The following is a 21202-nucleotide window of genomic DNA, read 5'->3' on the forward strand; positions in this document are numbered from 1 at the left end:
TATGCCGAAACCTAACTGTTACTCCTGTGGCGATTAGGTATCGGAAAACCGGTGAAGCGCCCTCATAACCCCCTTTTGCAGCATTGGGAGCGCTCCCACCCCTAGTGGTGCAGTCGGGCGCAAATCATCCATGCGCCATCGTAGTGAGCGCCCCGGCGCGCCCGCGACGCGCCGGCGGCCGCTTCCGCCGCGAGGGTGCTCCGGACATGAAGGCGCCGCACGCCGATGGAGTCGATCGGGCGTGCGGCACGGAGGGAGCGGGGCCGGCGGCGGAGAGGTCCGCGCCGCCGGCGTGGTCGGTCAGGCGGCGAAGTCCGGGTAGCCGTAGCCGACGACCTGCGCGGCCGGCCGGGTGCGGATCTCCACCTTGCCGCCGGAGGTGTTGCCCTCGACGGTCTTGATGGTGCCGTCGCCGTTGTCCTTGATGACGAACCCGACGTGCTCGATGCTGTCGATGCTCTTGCCGCCGTTGAAGGAGAAGAACACCACCGCGCCGGGCTTGGGCGTGGTGCCCCAGCGGTCGCGCGCCGCGAACCACTTGGCGTGCTCGACGGTGTAGGCGTCCTCGCCGACGGTCTCCTGCATGCCGAGCTGCGCGCCGACCCAGGAGACGAACATGTCGCACCAGGAGGCGTTGGCGTACCCGGCGATCGAGCCGGTGTCGCGTGCCACCGTCTCTCGCGCGCGCGGGATGCTCATGTACCAGGAGTGGAACTTGGTTCCGCCGCCCGTGCCGTTCTCGGTGATGCCGACCTGCTTCACCGCCAGGGCGATCAGTTGCTGGGCCGAGATGTGCCGGGCCGGGAGCCGTGCGGCGGCGGCCTCGTTGCGCGCGACGCCGACCACGTTGTCCTTGGGCGCGACCTCGGCCGCCTGGGCCGACTGCGTGGCGAGTACGGTGCCGGTGACGACCTGTGCGAGTACGAGGCCGCCGAAGGCGAGCGCCTTCAGCCGGGTCTTCGGGGCATCGAGCAGCCGTGTCACGGACATTGCGAACAGAGACAAGCCGAAACTCCTTCTGTCGGCCGCCTACCGGGTTAGCTGACGGGTTCGGGCGTGAAGGTTCGCCCTACCGGCGGGCCCGTGGGCGGGCACGCCGGATTCACCCCAAGGAGAGGTGGGTCCCCGGCTCCGCGTGCGACGCGGACTCGGCGGCAGCGCGTGACGGCGGGAGAGGGTCTCTCCACTGCGAACCGCGCGCGCTGGTGCAATCTCGGTCGATGCGGGCTCGCCCCGGACTGGGCGCCTCCCGTATCGAATTCCTCAGAGAGTAATACATCGGACAAACATCATGCAAGTAGGACAAATCCCCCAGCGCTTCAGGGCCCGCGACGGCAAAGCCTTGCGCGGCGGAGACCGCCAACGGGGAGCGCGAGGGATTGACCTGCGCCGACGCGGGTACGGTACCGGCTTCCGCTCGCCGCCACGTCATCGCGTGCCTTCTGTGACCGGCGAGGCGCGAGTGTCATTCGTGGCCGGTCCGGCCGCCCGTGTCAAGTGGGACCGCTGTGACCGTTGGTGCGCGACGGCCCGGCCGTCGTCGGCCGCCGTTCATCGCCCGTTCCCCCGCCCGTAGCGTCGCCGGGCTAGGTTGCATGCGTCGTGAACGTGTCAATGCCCGGCGTGGAGAGCAACGGTCGAAACCGCGTACGGGAGCAGGGGTCGGCCGTCGCCTGGGTGGAGTCTCCTCTCCAGTTGCTCTGCGCCGTCGAGGCGCGCCACGCCGGTCTGACCGGGCCGCGGGTCCGCGTGGTGACCCGCGGCAGGCTGCCCGGCCTGCGCGTCACCCGCGCCGAGCTCGGCGCGCTCGACCTTCCCGAAGGGCTGGACATCGAGACCGCCGACGACCGGTTGCCCCGGCCCGGCCGGCGCGATACCTGGGTGCTCGGCGACGCCTTCTCCGGGCGCGTGCAGCTCACCTCGCTGACCGCCTTCCCCTCCCGCATGGTCGTGGTCGACGACGGGCTGGCCACGATCCGCCTGCTCGAGCTGCTGGCCGCGGGCTTCGGCGCACCCCTGCTGCGCGCCCGCGCCAAGGCCGCCTCGTCCCGCCGCGCGCTCGGCATCGCGACGGGCATCCGCCTGCGGGCCGCCGCCAGGGCCGGCCGCCTGACGATCTTCACCGCGCTGCCCGTGCCCGCGGGCCTGGCCGAAGCGGTGCGCGGCCTCGGCGCCGAACTGGTCACCCACGACTTCCCCTGGCTGCGCTCGCAGCCGGTGGCCACCCATCCCCGGCCGCCGGAGAACACCGTGGTCCTCGGCACCTCGCTGGTGCGCAACGGGCTGATCCACCGCGACCGCTACCTCGACTGGCTGTTCGCCCTGGAAGGGCCGCTGGCCTACTACCCGCACCGCAGGGAGGACCCCGGCGACCTCGCCGCGGTACGCGGCCATCCCGGGGTCACCGTGTACGACGCCGGGGTCCCGGTCGAGATGACCCTGCGCGACCTGCGCCCCGGGCAGCGCGTCCTCAGTCTGCCGTCCACGGCCGTCACCTCGCTGCGGGTCCTGCTGGCGGCGCGCGGGGTGCCCGTCGAGACCGTGGACGTGCCCGATGACTGGTGGACTCCCTCCGCGTCGGTCTCGCTCCGATCGCACCTGCAGATGTTCGCGCACGAAAGGGCTACTCCTTGAGCCGGGTTCTCGCCGTCGCCGATTCGGACTCCTATCTGAAGTGGGCGGCGGGTCTGCTCGACCAGCTTCCGGCCGGCTGGACCTCGACGCTGACGGTCGTGCGCACGCCGATCGTCCCCTCGCAGGCCCAGATCGCCGCCGCCGTGAGCGGCACCCGGGCCGGCGCGGGCGAGCCGCCCGCCGTGGTCGCCGCGCGGGCGCTGCGCCGGATGGCCGAGCGCGACCGGCCGGACGCCATCCTGCTGGCCTGCACCGGACCGGTGGTCGACGTGCTGGCCGGCGGGGTGCTCGAAGGCCTGCGCCCCCGCCCGGTCCTGGTGTCCGGACTGCCCGGCATCTCCATCCCCGCCACCGAGAAGGCCTGGCTGTACCGGGGCGGTTGCGACCTGTTCGTCGTGCACAGCGGCAGGGAGGTCGAGGAGTTCGGCCGCATCGGCAAGGAGCTCGGCGCGTCCGGCGCGATGGCCCTGGCCCGCCTGCCCTACCTCGACCATCTGGACGCCTTCGGCGGGACCGGGAACCGCCTGGTGTTCGCCACCCAGGCCAAGGTGCCCAAGCGGCGCGACGACAGGGAGAGCATCCTGCTCGCCCTCGCCCGGCTGGCCGAGAGCCGTCCCGGCCTGGACGTCGTGGTCAAACTGCGCGCCCTGGAGAACGAGCGGCAGACCCACAACGAGCGCTACCACTACGAGCGCCTGTGGCGGGCGCTGGCCGAGTCCGGCCAGGTGCGCCCGGACGCCGTCCGTTTCGCGGCCGGGCCGATGCGCGAGCACCTGGCGGCCGCGGCCGGGTTCGTCACGGTCAGCTCCACCGCGGCACTGGAGGCCATCGCGGGGCGGGTCCCGCTGCTGGTGCTGTCGGACTTCGGGGTCAGCGCCGAGATGATCAATCTGGTCTTCGAGGACAGCGGCTGCCTGGGCACCCTGGACGACCTGGCCCGCGGCGACCTGCGCCGGCCCACGGCCGCCTGGTGCGAGGCCAACTACTTCCACGACCCGGCCACAGGTGACTGGGTCGCCAAGCTGGACGCGCTCGTCGCCCAGGCACGCGCGGGCACGCTCGCCCCGGTGCGCTCCCTGCTCGACGGGCCCGAGCACGCCGCCGCCCGGCGCAAGGCCCGGCTGCGCGTGGAGGTCCCGCCGAACGTGCTGCGCGCGGGCTACCGCGCGAGCCGCCGTGTCCGCCGTTACCTGAAGGCCCTGGGCTGAGCCGGCCGTGAAACTTTCGCGCCGCCCGGGCCGCCCGCGGAAGATCGGCGAAGGCCCGTGGCGGTGACACCCCTGCCGGGGGCATGAGCTCGCGCGCACCTCGTTGACATCCGGTGACCCGCGCCCACAATGGGTGCCGACGACGGCCGGGCGACGAGAGGGACCGCGATGCCAGCGACATGCGAACCCGCGCCCAACCGGCACCGGCGATCGCGTGGCGTCCGCGCGGCGCTCTCCCTGTGCGCGGCAGCCGTCCTGTGCGCGGGCCTTGCCATCGCGCCCGCCGCGGCCGCCGGCGCCGGGGCCGCCACGCTGGGGCAGGCGGCCGCCGCCACCGGCCGGTACTTCGGCGCCGCGGTGTCGGCGCGCTACCTGGACCAGGCGCCGTACACCGAGGTCCTCGACCGCGAGTTCACCTCGCTCACCCCCGAGACCGAGATGCACTGGGACGTGGTGGAGCCCGCGCGCGGCGCGTTCAACTTCACGCCCGCCGACCGCGTCGTCGCGCACGCCGAGAGCAAGGGCATGCGGGTGCGCGGGCGCAGCCTGGTCGACAGCCCGCACTCGCTCTGGACGGGCAACCTCTCCACCGCCCAGGACAGCACGCAGGCGATGGTCACCCACATCACCGCGGTGGCCGGGCACTACCGGGGGAGGATCCACAGCTGGGACGTGGTGAGCGAGGCGTACACCTCGGCCGGGACACTGCTCCCCACCCTGTGGCAGCGGCGCATCGGATCGAGTTACCTGGAGCTGGCGTTCCGGACCGCCCGGCAGGCCGACCCGGCCGCCCGGCTGTGCTACAACGACTACGGCATCGAGGACCTGAACGCCGCCAAGACCCGCGCCGTGGTCGCCATGGTCAAGGACTTCAAGAACCGCGGCGTGCCGATCGACTGCGTCGGGCTTGAATCGCATTTCGACCCGAACGTCCCGTTGCCCGCGGGCTACGCCCAGACCATCGCGCAGTTCGCCGCGCTCGGCGTCGATGTGCAGATCACCGAGCTGGACATCATCGGCTCGGGCACGGCGCAGGCCGACGCCTACCGCAGGGCGGTCGGCGCCTGCGTGTCGGTGCCGCGCTGCACCGGCGTCACCGTCTGGGGCGTGACCGACAAGTACTCCTGGCGCAGCGGCGGCACCCCGCTGCTGTTCGACGCCGCCTACGCCAAGAAGCCCGCCTACCACGCCGCGCTGTCCGCCTTCGCCGTGTGCGCCACCCCGGCCGGCGACGTACGCGCGCTGCCGCAGGCCGGGGCCGATCACGCGCTGCCGCCCGCGGGGCCCGATCGCGCGCTGCCGCACGCCGTGGCCGGTTCCGGGGTCGTCTGCTCGGCGTCGCCGGCGGGCGGTTAGCGGGACAGGGCGCGGCGCAGGCGGGCGAGCGGACGGTCGCGCGACGGCCGGACGGGCTCGGGCAGTAGGCCGACCGAGGCCAGGCGGCGGTTCTTGAAGTAGCGGGCCTGCGCGCCGTGGGTCTCGATGTAGCCGGCCGCGACCTCGCGCAGCGCCGGGTAGTGCTCGCTCTGCATGCAGAAACCCACCGCCTCCACCAGCGCCCGCAGCTCGACCTCCGGCGGCTCGGTGATCGACCCGTCCAGGGACAGCCGCGGCACGGTGGCGTCCACGATGGTCACCGGCACCCGGTTGCTGTTCTCGTACGGCGCGAGCCGTTCCAGCACCAGGTCACAGCCCATGGTGGCGACCGGGATGCCGAACAGCCGGCTTGCGGTCACCAGGGCGGTGGAGAAGCAGCCCACGACGAGCTGCGGGCGCAGCGCCGAAAAGCACGCCTCGGCCGGCACGGTGTCGCCGGCCACGCACAGCTCCACGCCGAGCTCCCGCGCCACCTCGCGCAGCAGCCGCGCGTGGTGCCCGCCGGCCGCCGGGTGCGGCTTGAACAGCACGCTGCGGTGACCGCGCGCGGCCAGGGCCCGCAGCATGTCCGCGTGCAGCTCGGCCTCCTCCTCGGCGGTGACGATGTCCAGCGCCGACAGGTACTGGCCGAGGATGACCGCCTCGCCGGACAGGCCGGTCGGGGGCGGCATCTCCGCGAGCACCCGGCGGAACGCCTCGTCCGGGAGCGGGTCGGGGGCGACGCCGACCTCGCGCAGCAGCAGCGGGGTGAGCTCGGGCACGAGGTCCAGGTGGAGCAGCCGGGTGATCCGGCCGGAGGTCTCCAGGGGCAGCGGGTCGCGCGTCGGCCCGTAGCTCATCAGCCCGTCGGAGTAGACGGTGATCGGGCAGTCGCGCACCAGCGCCGCCACCGTCCGCGCCGGTGGCACGGCCACCGACTCCAGCACCAGCTCGCCGGCCCCCTCGCCCAGCGAGAGATGGGAGCGCACCAGGCGCTCCAGCATCGGCACCTCGACGACCCGCGCCTTCCAGTCGGACGGGTGCAGAGGCGCGATGATCTCGTTCCACGACCAGACCTCGTCGAAGCGCGGCCGCAGGGCCGAGAACCCCGGCGCCTCGTCCAGGGACGGGGTGACCTCGGGGATGGCGGCGTTGTTCGACACCAGCAGGATCCGGCGCCCCTCGTGCGGGCCGAACCTGCCGGCGTCCATGGCGGCGGCCAGGGTCATCGCCCCGAACAGGGTGGAGCTGTAGAAGACCTGCGTCATGTCGCGTGCTCCTCGGTCCGCCGTCGGGGAAGAAGAGGCCCGATCAGGGCCTGGCGCTCCTCGTCCAGGCCCGTCTGCTCCAGCAGCTCCGCGGGGAGGCCGGCCAGCAGGTCGCGCGCCCGGTCCTCGAAACGGGCCCGCAGCGCGGGGGAGAACCGGTCGCCGAGCTCCAGATGGTGGGCCAGCAGCGCGCAGAAGGTGCGCACCGCCTTGGGCAGCAGGTGCGGTTCGCCCTCGATCTGCTTGAACACCAGCTCGAACGCGTCGAAGAAGTGCAGCTGCCGCTCGTCGCCGACCTGGGTCAGCGACGTGGGCACCAGCCGCCGGTAGAACAGCCCGGCCAGGGAGACGACGGCGTACGAGCGGGCCTCGCGGTGCAGCCGCCAGATCCACGGGCGGTCCTCGGCGGTGTGCAGGTGGCCGGGGAAGGCCAGCAGGTCGCCCAGCGAGCGCCGGTAGATCCCGGCCCAGGCGTAGGGGTAGTCGACCATGGTCCGGCCCGTGGCGGGCAGGATGCCGTCCCGCGGGTCGAGCACCACCCCGCGCCGGGCCTGCGGCGCCCGGTGGACCGCCCGCTTGCGCCCCTCCACCTGGACGTGGTCCACCCGGACGAAGTCGCAGCCGAGCCCGTCGATCGCCTCCACCAGATGGGACAGGTAGCCACGGCCCAGCCAGTCGTCGCCGTCCAGGAAGGTGACGTAGGTGCCCGAGGCCAGCGACAGGCCCGCGTTGCGCGCGTCGGCCAGCCCCACCGGGGCGGCGTTGCGCAGCACGGTCAGGCCCGGCAGCCGGCCGCGGAAGTCGTCGATGACCCGCGGGGTGGCGTCCGCCGAGCCGTCGTCGACGACGATGAACTCGAAACCCGGGCGCGCGTTGCGCTCCAGCGAGGTCAGCGCGTCCCCGATGAACGGCCCGGCGTCCCGCACCGGCACCACGACCGACAGCGTGATCATCGGCGGTCTCCGCGCCGCGTGAGCGCGCCCGCCCCCATCGCCCGCCGCCGGCGCGCGTGCATCCCGTGGTCCCTTCCCTGGTTCGGTTTCGCTGGCAGATCGGTCACCCGGTGTCCCGGGTGACCGGTGACCTCAGACGGTGACGCGGCGCAGGCGGGACTTGGGGGCCTCCTCGCCGGGGAAGACCCGCTTGACGCCGTCCCCGAGGGCCTGCTCGATGATCCGGATGTCGCGCACCAGGTGCTCCAGGCCGCTCGGCTCCAGCGAGGCCGCGTGGTCGGAGCCCCACATCGTGCGGTCCAGGGTGATGTGCCGCTCCACGGTGACCGCGCCGAGGGTGACCGCGGCGAGCGAGATCTGCAGGCCGCGCTCGTGCCCGGAGTAGCCCACCGGGACGCCGTAGCGGTCCTGCAGTGTGCCGATGGTGCGCAGGTTGGCCTCCTCCGGCGGCAGCGGGTAGGTGGAGGTGGCGTGCATCATCACCAGGCGGCCGGTGCCGAGGATCTCCACGGCCGCGTCGATCTCCTCCAGCGTGGACATGCCGGTGGACAGGATGATCGGCTTGCCGGTCGCGGCCAGGCGGCGCAGCAGCTCGTGGTCGGTCACGCTGGCCGAGGCGACCTTGTGCGTGACGACGTTCATCTCCTCCAGGAAGTCCACCGACGGCACGTCCCACGGGGAGGCGAACCAGTCCAGGCCGCGCTCGGCGCAGTACTTGGCGATCTGGGTGTACTCGTCCTGGCCGAACTCCACCCGGTACTTGTACTCCAGGTAGGTCATCTCGCCCCACGGCGTCTGGCGGATCTGGTCGCGCTGGTGGGCCGGCACGGCGATCTCCGGCGTGCGCTTCTGGAACTTCACCGCCTGGCAGCCGGCGTCGGCGGCCACGTCGATGAGGCGGCGCGCGATGTCCAGGTCGCCGTTGTGGTTGATGCCGATCTCCCCGATGACGTACACCGGGTGGCCGGGGCCGACCAGCGAGCCGCCGATCGGGACCGGGGCCGACTTGACCCGGACGGCGGGCCGCGGCCCGGCGACCGGCGGCTCGGCGCCGGCCGGCCGGGCGGCCAGCACGCGGTCGCACAGCTCGCGGACGGCTCCGGCGCCGCCCTGGTGGCTCAGCACGACGCGGGCGGCGGCGCGCACGCGCGGGTGGGCGTCGGGGACGGCCACCGGCCAGCCGACCAGCTCCAGGCAGCCGAGGTCGTTGAGGTCGTTGCCGACGTAGGCCACCCGCGCCGGGTCCAGGCCCTCGATGCTCAGCCAGTCGCTCAGGGCGGTCTGCTTGGAGGCCAGGCCCTGCAGCACGGGGACGCCGAGCTTGCGGGCGCGGGCGGTCACCACCGGGTTCTGCTCGGTGGACAGCACCAGGATCTTCACCCCGGCCCGCTTGAGCATGGCGACGCCGAGACCGTCGGAACGGCTGACCGCCACCGTCTCGCGGCCCTCCTGGTCGACGTAGACCAGGTCGTCGGTGTGCACGCCGTCGAAGTCGGTGACCACGGCGTCCACGTCGAGCGGGGCGGGACGGCCGGCCAGCGGCGCGAGCGCGCGGACGATCTCCAGGTCCTCGGGGGTGTCGACCTCCACCGCGTGGCTGGAGGGCACCGGCTGGACGGCGACGGTGCCGAAGAAGCGGTGCCCGTGCTCGCGCAGCCCCGCGGTGCGGATGGCGTAGAAGGCGCCGGTCTCGCGGTACTCCGGCTCGCGGTCCTGGCGGCGCGGACGGTGGCCCGGGTCGTGGTTGACGCCGTTCACCTCGCCGTCGCGGCCGGCCCAGACGAACTCGTGGGTGGGCACCGCGGAGAACGCCACGTCGGCGGTGCCCTCCAGCACCTTGGCCACCGCCGCCGACAGGTCGGCGGGGTCGATGAAGGCGCTGGTGCACTGCACGAGGACGACGACCTCGGGGTCGGCGCCGAGCTGGTCGAGCGCGTGCAGCAGGGCCGACTCGCTGGAGGCCGTCGCGTCGCTCAGCTCGGCGGGACGCCGGACGACGCGCGCGCCGGCGGCCTCGGCCACGGCGGCGATCGTGTCGTGGTCGGTGCTGACGACCACCTCGTCGATGAGCTCCGCCTCCCGGCAGGAGGCGACCGCGCGGGCCACCAGGGGCGTGCCGCCCACCTTGGCCAGGTTCTTCAGCGGTACGCCCGCAGAACCTCCACGGGCGGGGACGACGGCCAGGACTCGCAAGGTCTACTCCCTGATAAGGACGTGCGAGCGCACCGCCATCGGTCGCGCTCACGAGGTAGTCACGCACGCTAACCACCGGCACTGTCCTGTTCGGCATGTGCGAGCTGAACGCCCAGCGTCGCTCCTGTTAACACTTGACGCTCCCCGGCTCCGCTCAGCCGGGGGGCGGTTCACTCGGCGAGCGGCAGCCTCAGCACGAACCGCGTCCCCTCGGGCACGCTCTCCACGTGCAGCGTTCCACCGTGGGCGATGGCGACGTCCCGGGCGATGGCCAGGCCGAGCCCCGTCCCGCCCTTGTCCCTGCTGCGGGCGGCGTCCAGCCGGGTGAACCGGTGGAAGACGCGCTCGTGGTCCTCCTCGGCGATGCGGTCGCCGTCGTTGGTGACGGCGAGCACGGCCGTGCCGCCCTCGGCGCGCACCTCCAGCCGGACGAGCTGGGCGGCGTGCCGCTGGGCGTTGCCGAGCAGGTTGTCGATCACCCGGTACAGGTGGGTGCGCACCCCCATCACCGTGACGTCGTCGCCGAGGTCGGCGATGACCGGCAGCCGGGTGTGCCGGCGCGCGATCTCCCCGGCGGCGAGCCGGCCGAGGTCGACCAGCTCCTGCGCCGCCGGCCCCGCCGAGCCGAGCCTGGCCATGAACAGCAGGTCGGTGACGATGCGCTCCAGGCGGTCGGTGTCGCGCAGAGCGCCGGCCGCCAGGGTGGGGACGTCGGTGTCGGCGGGGTACAGCAGCGCCTCCTCCAGCTGGGCGCGCAGCCCGGCGATCGGGGTGCGCAGCTCGTGGGAGGCGTCGGCGGCGAACCGGCGCTGCTGCTCCACCGAGTGCTCCAGCCGGGCGAGGGTGCTGTTCACCGTGCGGGCCAGGTGGGCGATCTCGTCCTCGCCGCCCGGGTCGCGCACCCGCGACGACAGGTCGCTGGCGGTGATGTGGGCGAGCTGGTACTGGATGTGGTCGATCGTGCGCAGGCCCCGGTCGGCCGCGCGGTAGGCGATCCACCCGACCAGGCCGGCGACCGCGACGACCTGCAGGCCGAGGGCCGCGTCCAGCGCGCGGGTGGCCAGCACGGCCGGGGCGGGTTCGGCGGCGTACACGATGGGGGAGGCGGGGGTGGAGCCGGTCAGGGCGGCCGTCACCTGGTGGCAGCCGGAGGTGAAGTGCGGGCAGGCGGTGAAGTCGCGCAGGTCGTGCGGGTCCGGGGGGCGCACGTCGCTCAGCGGCGGCAGGCTCTGCCCCTCGGCCGTCGCGGCGAGCACGTGGTGGCCCGGGCCGACCACCTGGATGACGGTGACCCCTCCGGGGCCGGGGGGGATGGGGTTGCGCAGGGACCCGTCGTGGAAGGCGGCGGTGACCCGCGCGGCGGCCTGCCTGGTCTCGTGCCAGATGCTGTTGGCGACGCTGGCCCTGATGACCAGGTCGGCGGCGATGGCCAGGGGGACGAGGAAGACGGCGGCCAGTGCGAGGGTGAGGAGGGTGACCCGCCCTCTGATCGACCGCGGCCGGACGGGGACCGGTGGGAGGGGCATTGGCAAAGGCTATCCGCGCGGATCTCCGGCAAGATCCGTGAGCTGGGAAAGGAGTCGCCAAGGGATGGCAAACTCCTGCGGGAGGGCCACCGGACGGGGCGGCTCGGGACCTTAGCGTCCGGGTGGCCGGATCAGCCGGATCCGGCCGCCGCGGCCGGGAACGTTCCGGCGCCACAGGTCTCCTCGCGCGAGAGATCGGCGAGATGGGTCTCCCGGAGGAGATCTTCGACCGCTACGGTGTGCGGCAGCGATCCTTGAGCACGAGTGTGGGGTTATGGCGCCGAGAGCCTGGCGAGCCTGCCTGTCGTTACCGCTGACGTCCATTCTGGCGGCGGCGCCGGCGGTTCCGGCGTCATCGCACGCCCTGCCCGGAGAGGTCCCGAGTGCCCGGCAGATCGCCGCGCACGGCTCTCTCTCGGCCCGCAGGGTGTTCTACCTCGATCCGCGCGAGGGGGACGACGACGCGCCCGGCACCGCCCCGGGCAAGGCGTGGCGGTCGCTGAAACGGGCCGGCCACGCCCGCCTGCGGCCGGGCGACACGCTGTTGCTGCGGCGGGGCGGCCGGTGGAAGGGCACCCTGAGGCTGGCCGGCGACGGCACCGCGGCCCGGCCGATCACGGTCGGCGCGTACGGCGAGGGCGCGCGCCCGCGCATCGGCGGCCGGGACGGCGACTGCGTCGTGGTCGCCGGGTCGTACTGGCGGGTCGCCGAGCTGCGGGCCAGCGGCTGCGGCTGGGCGGGATTCCGGGTCGAGGGCCGCCGCAACGACCTGTGGGACCTGTACGCCGACCGCAACGTCGCCGGGGTGTGGGTGACCCCGGGCGCGGCCGACAACGTGCTGCGCAACAGCCAGATGATCGGCAACGACCGGATGAGCGTCGACGACGCCGAGCCCGACAACGACTCGGGGGCCTTCGGCGTGCTGCTGAACGGCGACGACAACCGGGTGGTCGGCAACCTCATCACCGGCAGCTACGCCGCGAGCCGGGACTACGTCGCCGACGGCGCGGCGGTGGAGATCTACGGCGGGGACCGCAACGTGGTCGCCCACAACGTGGCGCGCGACAACGAGACCTTCACCGAGCTCGGCCGCCCTCCCGGCGGCACGGCGAACGGCAACCTGTTCGCCCACAACGTGGTGACCTCCTCGCGGCGCCGCGGCTCGTTCCTGATCACCAGGGGCGCGGGGCACGTGGTCGGGCCGGTCCGGGGCACGGTCGCCGTGCACAACTCGGTGTACCTGCCCGCCCGGCACACCATCGGCTTCTCCTGTGCCGACGGCTGCTCCGGGAAGATCCTCCGGCTGCGCAACAACGTGATCAAGGTCGGCGGGCAGGTCGGGTTCGAGGACGGCTCGGGCGTCGACGACGCGGGCGGGGTGTACGACGGCCGCAGCGGGGACTTCAAGCCCGGCCGCCGGTCGGTACGCGCCGACCCGCGCTTCGCGAGCCGCCGCGACCTCAGGCTGCGCCCGGGGTCCCCCGCCATCGGGCGCGGCGTCCACCTCAAGGCATCCTGGTACGGCGGGAGGGGGATGACCCACGACGCGGCCGGCCGGTCGATCCGGCGGTCCGGCAACCCGGACGCGGGGGCGTACCAATATTGAAACGCCCGAATCAGACTTGTTCCGTACATATCCGCGGAACATCGGCGAAACCTGCATCGGCCACCCTGTGTGGCGAGGTGCTGCTGATGAGAGAAACAGGGTGTCGGCTCATTCGCGGGGCCCGGCCGGACGAGCAGAGGCGGTGATGAGGGTGCTGAGAATGCGGGTGTCGCTGCCCGACCGTCCGGGCGTGCTCGGCCAGGTGGCCCGGGCGTTCGGGGTGCTCGGCGCGGACATCCTCCAGGTCACGGTCCTGGAGCGGGAGGCCGGTCGCGCGATGGACGACTTCACCCTGTCCTGGCCCGGCGGGTTCGGCGCCGACGAACTGCGCGAGCGCCTGTCGGTGGTGCCGGGGGTGCGCATCGAGGGAGTGTGGCCCACCCGGGAGGTTCCGGGCGCGAACCCCGACTACGACCTGCTCGGCCACGTCGCCTCCGACGTCGAGCGCGCCTTCGTCACGCTGGTCGACGCGGTGCCCGACCTGGTCAGCGCCGAGTGGGCGGTCGCCGTCGACTCGGTGACCGGTGCCGTCGTGCACGGCAGCTGGCAGGCTCCCGGCGTGGAGGCGATGCCCGACCTCACCCCGCTGCGGCCCTCGTCGTTCAGCGAGGGGACGCTGCACCTGCTCAGCCTCCCGGTCAAGGCGGCCGGGCTGCACCTGGTCGTGGCGCGCTCCGAGGGCCCGGCCTTCCACCAGGTGGAGCTGGACAAGGTCGTCCGCGTCGTGGAGATCGTCGCCCTGCTCGCGGACACGGCGGCGCAGGGCACGGTGGCCTGAGCCGTGACCGTCACGCGGCCATCCGGCGCCCTGGCGGGTGGTGCGGGCGCGCGGCCGTCAGCGCCGGGGCGGGTCGATGCGGTCGCCCTGCACGGTGAACAGCATCAGCTTGCTGAGGTCCACGGCCACCCGGCCGAAGTCCCCGGTGCGCCACACCGGGCGCGAGCCGAGGCGGACGATGAGGTCGGAGCGGCGGTGGTGGCCGCTGCCCGGCGGCGGGGTGTGCTCCTCGGCGGGGTCGGCGTCGCCGTGCCCGCCGCCGGGGATCAGCCGCCGCATCACCGCGCGCATCCGGCCGCCCACGCCGTTCCCGGCGTGCCCGTTGCCGTTGACGTGCCCGTTGAGGCCCGGCGCCGGCTCCGGCGCCGGCACGGCGGGGATGCCGACCTCCAGGTAGGCGAGCCATTCGTGGCCGTGGTACTCAAGGGCCCTGACCCGGCCGGCGAAGTGCGGGCCCTCGGCGCCCTCGGGGATCGGCGCGAGCGCGTCGGGCCGGATGCCCACGATGATCTGGCTGCCGGTGTGCTGGGAGACGGCGTACGACCGCGGGTCGGTCCACGGCATCGTGATCTGGTGCAGCCCGAAGTCCAGCGAGATGTACTGGTTCTGCGGGGTGCGCACCGTGGCCGCCAGCAGGTTGAGCTGCTGTGAGCTGAGGAAGGCCGCGACGAAGGCCGTGGCCGGGTCGTTGTAGATCTGCCCGGGGGTGCCCACGTCCTGCAGCACGCCGCGATTCATGATCGCGATGCGGTCGGCGAGGGTGAGCGCCTCGACCTGGTCGTGCGTCACGTAGATCGTCGTGACGCCGAGCGCGCGGACCAGCGAGGAGATCTCCATGCGCAGCTCGGTCCGCATGCCGGCGTCCAGGTTGGACAGCGGCTCGTCCATGAGGAACAGGGAGGGCTGCCGGACGATGGCCCTGCCCATCGCCACGCGCTGGCGCTGGCCGCCGGAGAGCGTTCCAGGGCGGCGGTCCAGCGTCTCGTCGATGTGCAGCGCGCGGGAGAGCTCGACCACCCGATCCCTGACCAGGTTCGGGTCGGCTTTGGCGATCTCCAGCGGGAACGACAGATTGCCGCGGACGGTGCGGTGCGGATAGAGCGCGCCGTTCTGGAAGACCATCGCGACGTCCCGGTCGCGGGGGGCGAGCTCGTTGGCGTGTTTCCCGTCGAGGTAGAGATCGCCGGAGGTGATCTCCTCCAGTCCGGCGATCATTCGTAGCAGCGTGGACTTGCCGCAGCCCGATGGCCCGAGCAGGACGAGGAGTTCCCCCTCTTCGGCCCGCAGGCTCATGCGATCGACCGCGAGATGCCCGCCGGGGTACACCTTTGTCACGCTGTCGAGAACGACGGTACTCATCGTCACTCGTTCCTCCCGGGCGGCATGCCCGGATCCAGCCGTCATGTTGTGATTGATGAGGTAGTACATCGCGTATCGGGGCGCTGTGTCCATACGTGTGGTGAGAAAACGCTCATCCGCCGGTTACTTGACCGTTGCCCGGCCGTCGACGTCAGGACGTGCGAAAACCCACCCCGGCGCCCGTGCCTGCCATGACGCCGGCCGCCCGCCCCGCGCGGCCGTGGGCGGACGTTGTCGAACCCCGCACATCCGGTCGGCAACGCCTGTGCAATGACAGGCGTGTCACAATTTGCAGAAAGTTTCCGAAAGGTATTTCAGGCCAGTTCACACGCCTGTTACGTTCCGCGTACCCGATCGACGCGGCGCCCCCGACCGGACGCGCCCGCCGAGCACCGGGCCAAGGCAATGGAGCTGAGCAAGGAGTGCACACAATGCGGCGAGGCATCTCGGTCGCGGCGGCAGCCGCGGCGCTGGCGCTGGCGGTATCCGCCTGCGGCGGCCAGGACACCCCCACCCAGCCGGCCGCTCCGGCCTCGGCCGCCGACCCCGCGGCCGTCTCCGGCGAGGTCACCTGGTGGGACACCTCGGACGCCACCAACGAGGGGCCCGTCTTCCAGCAGCTGATCACCGACTTCCAGGCGAAGTACCCCAAGATCAAGGTCAACTACGTCAACGTGCCCTTCGCCGAGGCGCAGAACAAGTTCAAGACCGCGGCGCAGAGCGGCTCGGGCGCCCCCGACGTGCTGCGGGCCGAGGTCGGCTGGGTCGCCGAGTTCGCCTCCCTCGGCTACCTCGCCCCGCTGGAGGGCACCCCGGCCCTGGACAAGCCCGAGGACTTCCTGCCGAGCCCCGCCAGCAGCGGGAAGTACAACGGCAAGACCTACGCCGTGCCGCAGGTCACCGACACCCTCGGCCTGCTGTACAACAAGGAACTGCTGAAGAAGGCCGGCCACGACGCCCCGCCGAAGACCTTCGCCGAGCTCAAGCAGACCGCCCTGGACGTGAAGTCCAAGGCCGGCGCCGACGGCCTCGCGCTCAACGTCGACGCCTACTTCCTGCTGCCCTTCATCTACGGCGAGGGCGGCGACCTGCTCGACGTGGCGAGCAAGAAGATCACCGTCGCGGCGCCGCAGGCCGCCGCCGGTGTGAAGATCGTCGAGGACCTGATCACGTCGGGCGCCGCGGCCAAGCCCGCCATCCAGGACAGCTACACCAACGCCGAGACCGCCTTCAAGGAAGGCAAGGTCGCGATGATCTTCAACGGCCCGTGGTCGAACACCGACAACCTGGGCGGCAAGGTCTTCAAGGACAACCCCGACAACTTCGGCATCGCGCCGGTGCCCGCCGGCTCGGCCAAGGCCGGCGCCCCCACCGGCGGCCACGACTACGCGGTCTACGCGGGGTCGAAGAACCTTCCCGCCTCCTACCTGTTCGTGCAGTTCATGGCCTCGGCCGAGAGCCAGGCCAAGGTCGCGGGCAAGCTCGGCCTGCTGCCCGCCCGCCCCTCGGCCTACACCCTGCCCGACGCCCAGGCCAACGACATGATCGCCAAGTGGAAGGACCCCATGGCCGCCGCGGTCGAGCGGCCGTGGATCCCCGAGGGCGGCCAGCTCTTCCAGCCGCTGCTGGAGGGCTACCAGAAGATCGCCGCCGGCCAGCAGGGCAGCGACGCGGCACTGCAGGACGTGGCCAAGGCCTACCAGGGCATCCTCAAGGGCTGGAGCCTGTGACCCATGACGACGCAGGTCGTTGACGGCACCGCCGCGGGCACCCCGGCCCGCGGCGGCGCCCGCCGTCCCAGGGGAGAGGGCAGGGCGGGCCGCTTCCTCGCACGTCACTGGTACGCCTGGGCGATGTGCGCGCCGGTCGTCGTCGTCACACTGGTGCTGATCGGCTATCCCCTGGTCCGCGGCGTCTACCTCTCCCTCACCGACGCCACCGAGGCCAACATGGGCCGCACGATCGGGATGAACACCATCCCCTCGACCTACGAGTTCGTCGGCCTGGCCAACTACACCGCGATCGTCACCTCCGCCGAGTTCCTGTCCCGGCTCGCCTGGACGATCACCTGGACCGTCGTCTGCGTAGCCCTGCACTACGGCCTCGGCCTCGGCCTGGCGATGCTGCTCAACCGGCCCCTGCGACTGCGCTCGCTGTACCGCATGCTGCTCGTGCTGCCCTGGGCGGTGCCGGCGTTCGTGTCCGCCTTCATCTGGCGTTACCTGCTCAACGGCGAGTTCGGCGTGGTCAACGCCATGCTGCGCGCCGCCGGCCTGCCCGGCGTCCAGTGGCTGGACGACCCGCTGTGGGCCAAGGCCTCGGTCATCGCCGTCAACGTCTGGCTCGGCGTGCCGTTCATGATGCTCGCCCTGCTCGGCGGGCTGCAGGCCATCCCCCGCGAGCTCTACGAGGCCGCCGAGGTGGACGGCGCGACCCCCTGGCAGCGGTTCCGCCACATCACCCTGCCGGGCCTGCGGCCGGTGTCCAGCACCGTCGTGCTGCTCGGCACCATCTGGACCTTCAACCAGTTCCCCGTCATCTTCCTGGTCACCCGGGGCGGCCCCGGCGGATCCAGCGAGATCCTCGTCACCTACGCCTACCGGCAGGCGTTCGAGGGCATCCGCAACTACTCCGGATCGGCGGCGTGGGGCGTGCTCATCCTCGTCCTGCTCGTCGTCATGGCCGTCGTCTACCGCCGCGCGCTGCGCCGGCAGGGGGAGGCATGGTGAGCACCCTCACCCGGGCGACCGGCCCGCGCACCCGCACCCACGGCCGCGGCGCGCGCGGCCCCGCCAGGTCGGCGGCCCTGCACGCCACGCTGATCGCCGCGAGCCTCGTCGCGGTCTTCCCCGTCGCCTGGCTGGTGCTGACCTCGCTCAAACCGCGGGACGCCTGGCAGTCCTCCACCGTGGAACTGTTCAACAGCCCCAGCCTGGACAACTACCTGCAGGTGCTCACCCAGACCGCCTTCCTCCGCTGGCTGTTCAACTCGCTGCTGGTGGCGGCGATGACCACCGTCCTCGGCGTGGTGCTCGCCGCCACCACCGGCTACGCGGTCAGCCGGTTCCGCTTCCCCGGCCACCGCTCCATCATGTGGATGCTGCTGATCACGCAGATGTTCCCCGTGGCCATCCTCATCGTGCCGATCTACAACCTGCTCGCCGGCCTCGGGCTGATCAACCAGTTCCCCGGCCTGGTCGTCGCCTACCTCACCTCGACCGTGCCGTTCTGCGCGTGGATGATGAAGGGGTACTTCGACACCGTCCCGGTGGAGATCGACGAGGCGGGACGGGTGGACGGGCTCACCCCCTTCGGCACCTTCTGGCGGCTCATCCTGCCGCTGTCCAAGCCGGGCCTGGCCGTCGCCGCGTTCTACTCCTTCATCACCGCCTGGGCGGAGGTCGCCTACGCCACCGCCTTCATGACCGGCGACGACAAGTACACGCTGGCGGTCGGCCTCGGCCAGTTCGTCGGCCAGCACAAGGCCGAGTGGGGCCTGCTCACCGCCTCCTCGGTGCTGATCGCCGCGCCGGCCGCGGTGGTCTTCCTGCTCGTCCAGCGCCACCTGGTCACCGGTCTCACCGCCGGCGCCACCAAGTCCTGACCGCCTCGGCGCGACGGCCGAACCTACAGAATCGGGGATCCCCATGACCGACGTCGTCCGCGAAGCCCGTCCCACCCAGGCCGCCACCCGCTGGTGGCGGGACGCGGTGATCTACCAGGTCTACGTGCGAAGCTTCGCCGACGGCAACGGCGACGGCGTGGGCGACCTGCTCGGCGTGCGCAGCCGGCTGGACTACCTGGCCGGACTGGGGGTGGACGCGCTGTGGCTCACGCCGTTCTACACCTCGCCGATGGCCGACTTCGGCTACGACGTCGCCGACTACCGCGACGTGGACCCGATCTTCGGCACGCTGGCCGACGCCAGGGCTCTCATCGAGGACGCCCACGGGCACGGGATGCGCGTCATCATCGACGTCGTGCCGAACCACACCTCCGACCGGCACGCCTGGTTCCTGGCCGCCGTGCAGGCCGGGCCGGGCACCCCCGAGCGTGCGCGCTACATCTTCCGCCCCGGCCGGGGCGAGGCGGGGGAGCTGCCCCCCAACGACTGGGAGTCGGTGTTCGGCGGCCCCGCCTGGACCCGCCTGCCCGGCGGTGAGTGGTACCTGCACCTGTTCGCCCCCGAACAGCCCGACCTGAACTGGGAGAACCCCGAGGTCCACGCCGAGTTCGAGTCCGTCCTGCGCTTCTGGCTGGACCTCGGCGTGGACGGCTTCCGCATCGACGTCGCCCACGGCATGGTCAAGGCCGCGGGGCTGCCCGACATCGGCGCGACCGGGCAGGTCACCATGCTCGGCACCGCCGTGCTGCCCTACTTCGACCAGGACGGCGTCCACGAGATCCACCGCGCCTGGCGCCGCGTGCTCGACTCCTACGACGGCGAGCGCATCGGCGTGGCCGAGGCGTGGGCGCCCAGCCAGCAACGCCTGGCCAACTACGTCCGCCCCGACGAGCTGCACCAGGCGTTCAACTTCCACTTCCTGCAGACCCCCTGGGACGCCGCCCTGCTGCACGCCGTCATCGACGAGTCCCTGGCCACCGTCGGCCCGGTCGGCGCGCCGCCCACCTGGGTGCTGTCCAACCACGACGTCAAGCGGCACGTCACGCGGTACGGCGACGGGGAGGGCGGCCTGCGCCGGGCCCGCGCCGCCGCGCTGCTGATGCTCGCGCTGCCGGGCTCCGCCTACATCTACCAGGGCGAGGAGCTGGGCCTGCCCGAGGTGCTCGACCTGCCCGCGGAGGTCTGCCAGGACCCGCAGCGCCTGCGCCACCCCGACGACGGCCGCGACGGCTGCCGCGTCCCGCTCCCGTGGGCGCACTCCGAGCCGCCGTTCGGTTTCAGCCCGCCCGGCATCCAGGACACCTGGCTGCCCATGCCTGCCTCTTGGGGCCCGCTCAGCGTGGAGTCGCAGCTCGGCGACCCGGCCTCCACGCTGACCCTCTACCAGGAGGCGCTGCGGCTGCGCCGTGCCCACCCCGCGCTGGGCGACGGCGCGCTGAGCTGGCAGCCCTCTCCGGAGGGGACGCTGGTGTTCACCCGGGACGGCGTGTTCGCCTGCACGGTCAACACCACCGGGGAGCCGGTCGCACTGCCCCGGCCCGGCGCCCTGCTGCTGGCCAGCGCCCCGGTCACCGAGGACGGTGACCTCGTACGGCTCGCGCCGGACTCCACGGCGTGGTGGTCCCTCGGCGATGCGTAGAGTAACGGCCATGAACGGCAACGCGCGGCTCGCCGACATCGCGGCCCAGGCGGGGGTCAGCGAGGCCACGGTCAGCCGCGTCCTCAACGGCAAGTCGGGGGTGTCGGCGCGGACCCGCCAGCTCGTGCTCACCGCGCTCGACCTGGTCGGCTACGAACGCCCGCAGCGCCTGCGCCAGCGCAGCAACGGCCTCATCGGGCTGGTCACCCCCGAGCTGGACAACCCGATCTTCCCGGCGTTCGCCCAGGCCATCGAGAAGTCCCTGACCCAGCACGGCTACACCCCCGTGCTGTGCACCCAGAGCCCGGGCGGCGCCCCTGAGGACGAGTACACCGAGCTGCTGCTCGAACGGGATGTCAGCGGCATCATCTTCGTCTCGGGCCTGCACGCCGACACCACCGCCCGCATGGACCGCTACACCCGGCTCACCGACCGCGGCCTGCCGATCGTCCTGGTGGACGGCTACAGCGAGCACATCGCCGCGCCGTTCATCTCACCCGACGACCGCCTGGCCGCCCGCCTGGCCGTGCAGCACCTGGTCGACCTCGGCCACGAGCGCATCGGCCTCGCCCTCGGCCAGCGGCGGTTCGTCCCGGTCATCCGCAAGATCGAGGGCTTCACCCAGGCGATGGCGCAGTTGCTCGGCCCGTCCGACCCCGAGGAGCTCATCCAGCACTCGCTGTTCTCGGTCGAGGGCGGCCAGGCCGCGGCGTCGGCCCTGATCGACCGGGGCTGCACCGGCATCGTCTGCGCCAGCGACCTCATGGCGCTCGGCGCGATCCGCGCCGCCCGCGAGCGCGGGCTGACGGTCCCGGGAGACGTCTCGGTCGTCGGGTTCGACGACTCGCCGCTCATCGCCTTCACCGACCCGCCGCTCACCACCGTCCGCAAGCCCATCGGCCCCATGGCGACCGCCGCGGTGCAGACGCTGCTCGAGGAGATCGGCGGAGCCCCGCCCAAGAACGTCGAGCTGATCTTCCAGCCCGAGCTCGTGGTCCGCGGCTCCACCGGCTCCGGCCCCCTCGTCAACCGCTGACACCGCGCCGCCGCCCCGGTG

General features: G+C 72.6%; 16 protein-coding genes and 1 riboswitch. Of the genes, 10 read left to right on the top strand and 6 right to left on the bottom strand.

The features are described 5' to 3' along the window. Positions 1-300: 300 nt before the first annotated feature. Positions 301-1005: a CHAP domain-containing protein gene (locus IEY93_RS19475; RefSeq protein WP_229691278.1), complete on the bottom strand. Its 705-nt coding sequence runs from the start codon at positions 1003-1005 to the stop codon at positions 301-303. A gap of 5 nt (positions 1006-1010) precedes the next feature. Continuing rightward, positions 1011-1164, bottom strand: a riboswitch (cyclic di-AMP (ydaO/yuaA leader). Between the two features lie 438 nt (positions 1165-1602). On the opposite strand from IEY93_RS19475, the gene IEY93_RS19480 reads away from it, so the two are divergent. From IEY93_RS19480 to IEY93_RS19490, 3 genes are all read left to right on the top strand, one after another. Beyond that, complete coding sequence (locus IEY93_RS19480; protein ID WP_189164517.1) at positions 1603-2634, top strand: hypothetical protein; 1032 nt, start codon at positions 1603-1605, stop codon at positions 2632-2634. Continuing rightward, complete coding sequence (locus IEY93_RS19485) at positions 2631-3842, top strand: DUF6716 putative glycosyltransferase (protein WP_189164518.1); 1212 nt, start codon at positions 2631-2633, stop codon at positions 3840-3842. The genes IEY93_RS19480 and IEY93_RS19485 overlap by 4 nt, the downstream gene beginning before the upstream one ends. 168 nt (positions 3843-4010) lie before the next feature. Continuing rightward, a complete protein-coding gene (locus tag IEY93_RS19490; RefSeq protein WP_189164519.1) occupies positions 4011-5198 on the top strand; it encodes an endo-1,4-beta-xylanase in 1188 nt (395 codons plus the stop codon). Here the strand turns inward: IEY93_RS19490 and IEY93_RS19495 are convergent. The 4 genes from IEY93_RS19495 to IEY93_RS19510 all read right to left on the bottom strand — a co-directional run bounded on the left by IEY93_RS19495 (position 5195) and on the right by IEY93_RS19510 (position 11138). Then, positions 5195-6466, bottom strand: coding sequence for a polysialyltransferase family glycosyltransferase (locus IEY93_RS19495; protein WP_189164520.1), 1272 nt, complete (start codon positions 6464-6466; stop codon positions 5195-5197). The two genes, IEY93_RS19490 and IEY93_RS19495, sit on opposite strands and share 4 nt — an antisense overlap. Continuing rightward, positions 6463-7419: a glycosyltransferase family 2 protein gene (locus tag IEY93_RS19500; RefSeq protein WP_189164521.1), complete on the bottom strand. Its 957-nt coding sequence runs from the start codon at positions 7417-7419 to the stop codon at positions 6463-6465. Before IEY93_RS19500 ends, IEY93_RS19495 begins: the two co-directional genes overlap by 4 nt. Positions 7420-7551: 132 nt before the next feature. Beyond that, a complete protein-coding gene (locus IEY93_RS19505) occupies positions 7552-9612 on the bottom strand; it encodes an N-acetylneuraminate synthase family protein (protein WP_189164522.1) in 2061 nt (686 codons plus the stop codon). Positions 9613-9782: 170 nt separating this feature from the next. After that, the gene (locus tag IEY93_RS19510) at positions 9783-11138 is read right to left on the bottom strand and encodes a sensor histidine kinase (protein WP_189164523.1); all 1356 of its coding nucleotides are present in this window, start codon (positions 11136-11138) and stop codon (positions 9783-9785) included. A gap of 274 nt (positions 11139-11412) precedes the next feature. Here IEY93_RS19510 and IEY93_RS19515 point away from each other — a divergent pair, with 274 nt between their 5' ends. Both IEY93_RS19515 and IEY93_RS19520 read left to right on the top strand, forming a co-directional pair. Next, positions 11413-12744 (top strand): right-handed parallel beta-helix repeat-containing protein, encoded by a 1332-nt coding sequence (locus IEY93_RS19515; RefSeq protein WP_189164524.1) that lies wholly within the window; start codon positions 11413-11415, stop codon positions 12742-12744. A 145-nt stretch (positions 12745-12889) separates the two neighbouring features. After that, positions 12890-13522, top strand: coding sequence for an ACT domain-containing protein (locus IEY93_RS19520; RefSeq protein ID WP_189164525.1), 633 nt, complete (start codon positions 12890-12892; stop codon positions 13520-13522). 57 nt (positions 13523-13579) lie between these two features. Here the strand turns inward: IEY93_RS19520 and IEY93_RS19525 are convergent, their stop codons facing one another. Further along, entirely contained in the window at positions 13580-14881 is a 1302-nt protein-coding gene (locus IEY93_RS19525; RefSeq protein ID WP_189164526.1) for an ABC transporter ATP-binding protein, read from the bottom strand. A gap of 431 nt (positions 14882-15312) precedes the next feature. On the opposite strand from IEY93_RS19525, the gene IEY93_RS19530 reads away from it, so the two are divergent. From IEY93_RS19530 to IEY93_RS19550, 5 genes are read left to right on the top strand one after another with little or no spacing between them, the layout of a single operon-like run. Further along, a complete protein-coding gene (locus IEY93_RS19530) occupies positions 15313-16611 on the top strand; it encodes an extracellular solute-binding protein (protein WP_189164527.1) in 1299 nt (432 codons plus the stop codon). 3 nt (positions 16612-16614) lie between these two features. Next, positions 16615-17610: a carbohydrate ABC transporter permease gene (locus tag IEY93_RS19535; protein ID WP_189164528.1), complete on the top strand. Its 996-nt coding sequence runs from the start codon at positions 16615-16617 to the stop codon at positions 17608-17610. After that, the gene (locus tag IEY93_RS19540) at positions 17604-18485 is read left to right on the top strand and encodes a sugar ABC transporter permease (RefSeq protein WP_189164529.1); all 882 of its coding nucleotides are present in this window, start codon (positions 17604-17606) and stop codon (positions 18483-18485) included. The genes IEY93_RS19535 and IEY93_RS19540 overlap by 7 nt, the downstream gene beginning before the upstream one ends. Positions 18486-18528: 43 nt before the next feature. Beyond that, positions 18529-20145: a glycoside hydrolase family 13 protein gene (locus IEY93_RS19545; protein WP_189164530.1), complete on the top strand. Its 1617-nt coding sequence runs from the start codon at positions 18529-18531 to the stop codon at positions 20143-20145. Between the two features lie 10 nt (positions 20146-20155). Next, complete coding sequence (locus tag IEY93_RS19550; RefSeq protein WP_189164531.1) at positions 20156-21181, top strand: LacI family DNA-binding transcriptional regulator; 1026 nt, start codon at positions 20156-20158, stop codon at positions 21179-21181. Positions 21182-21202 lie beyond the last annotated feature (21 nt).

The sequence above is a fragment of the Sphaerisporangium melleum genome, from assembly GCF_014646695.1.
GTDB lineage: Bacteria > Actinomycetota > Actinomycetes > Streptosporangiales > Streptosporangiaceae > Sphaerisporangium > Sphaerisporangium melleum.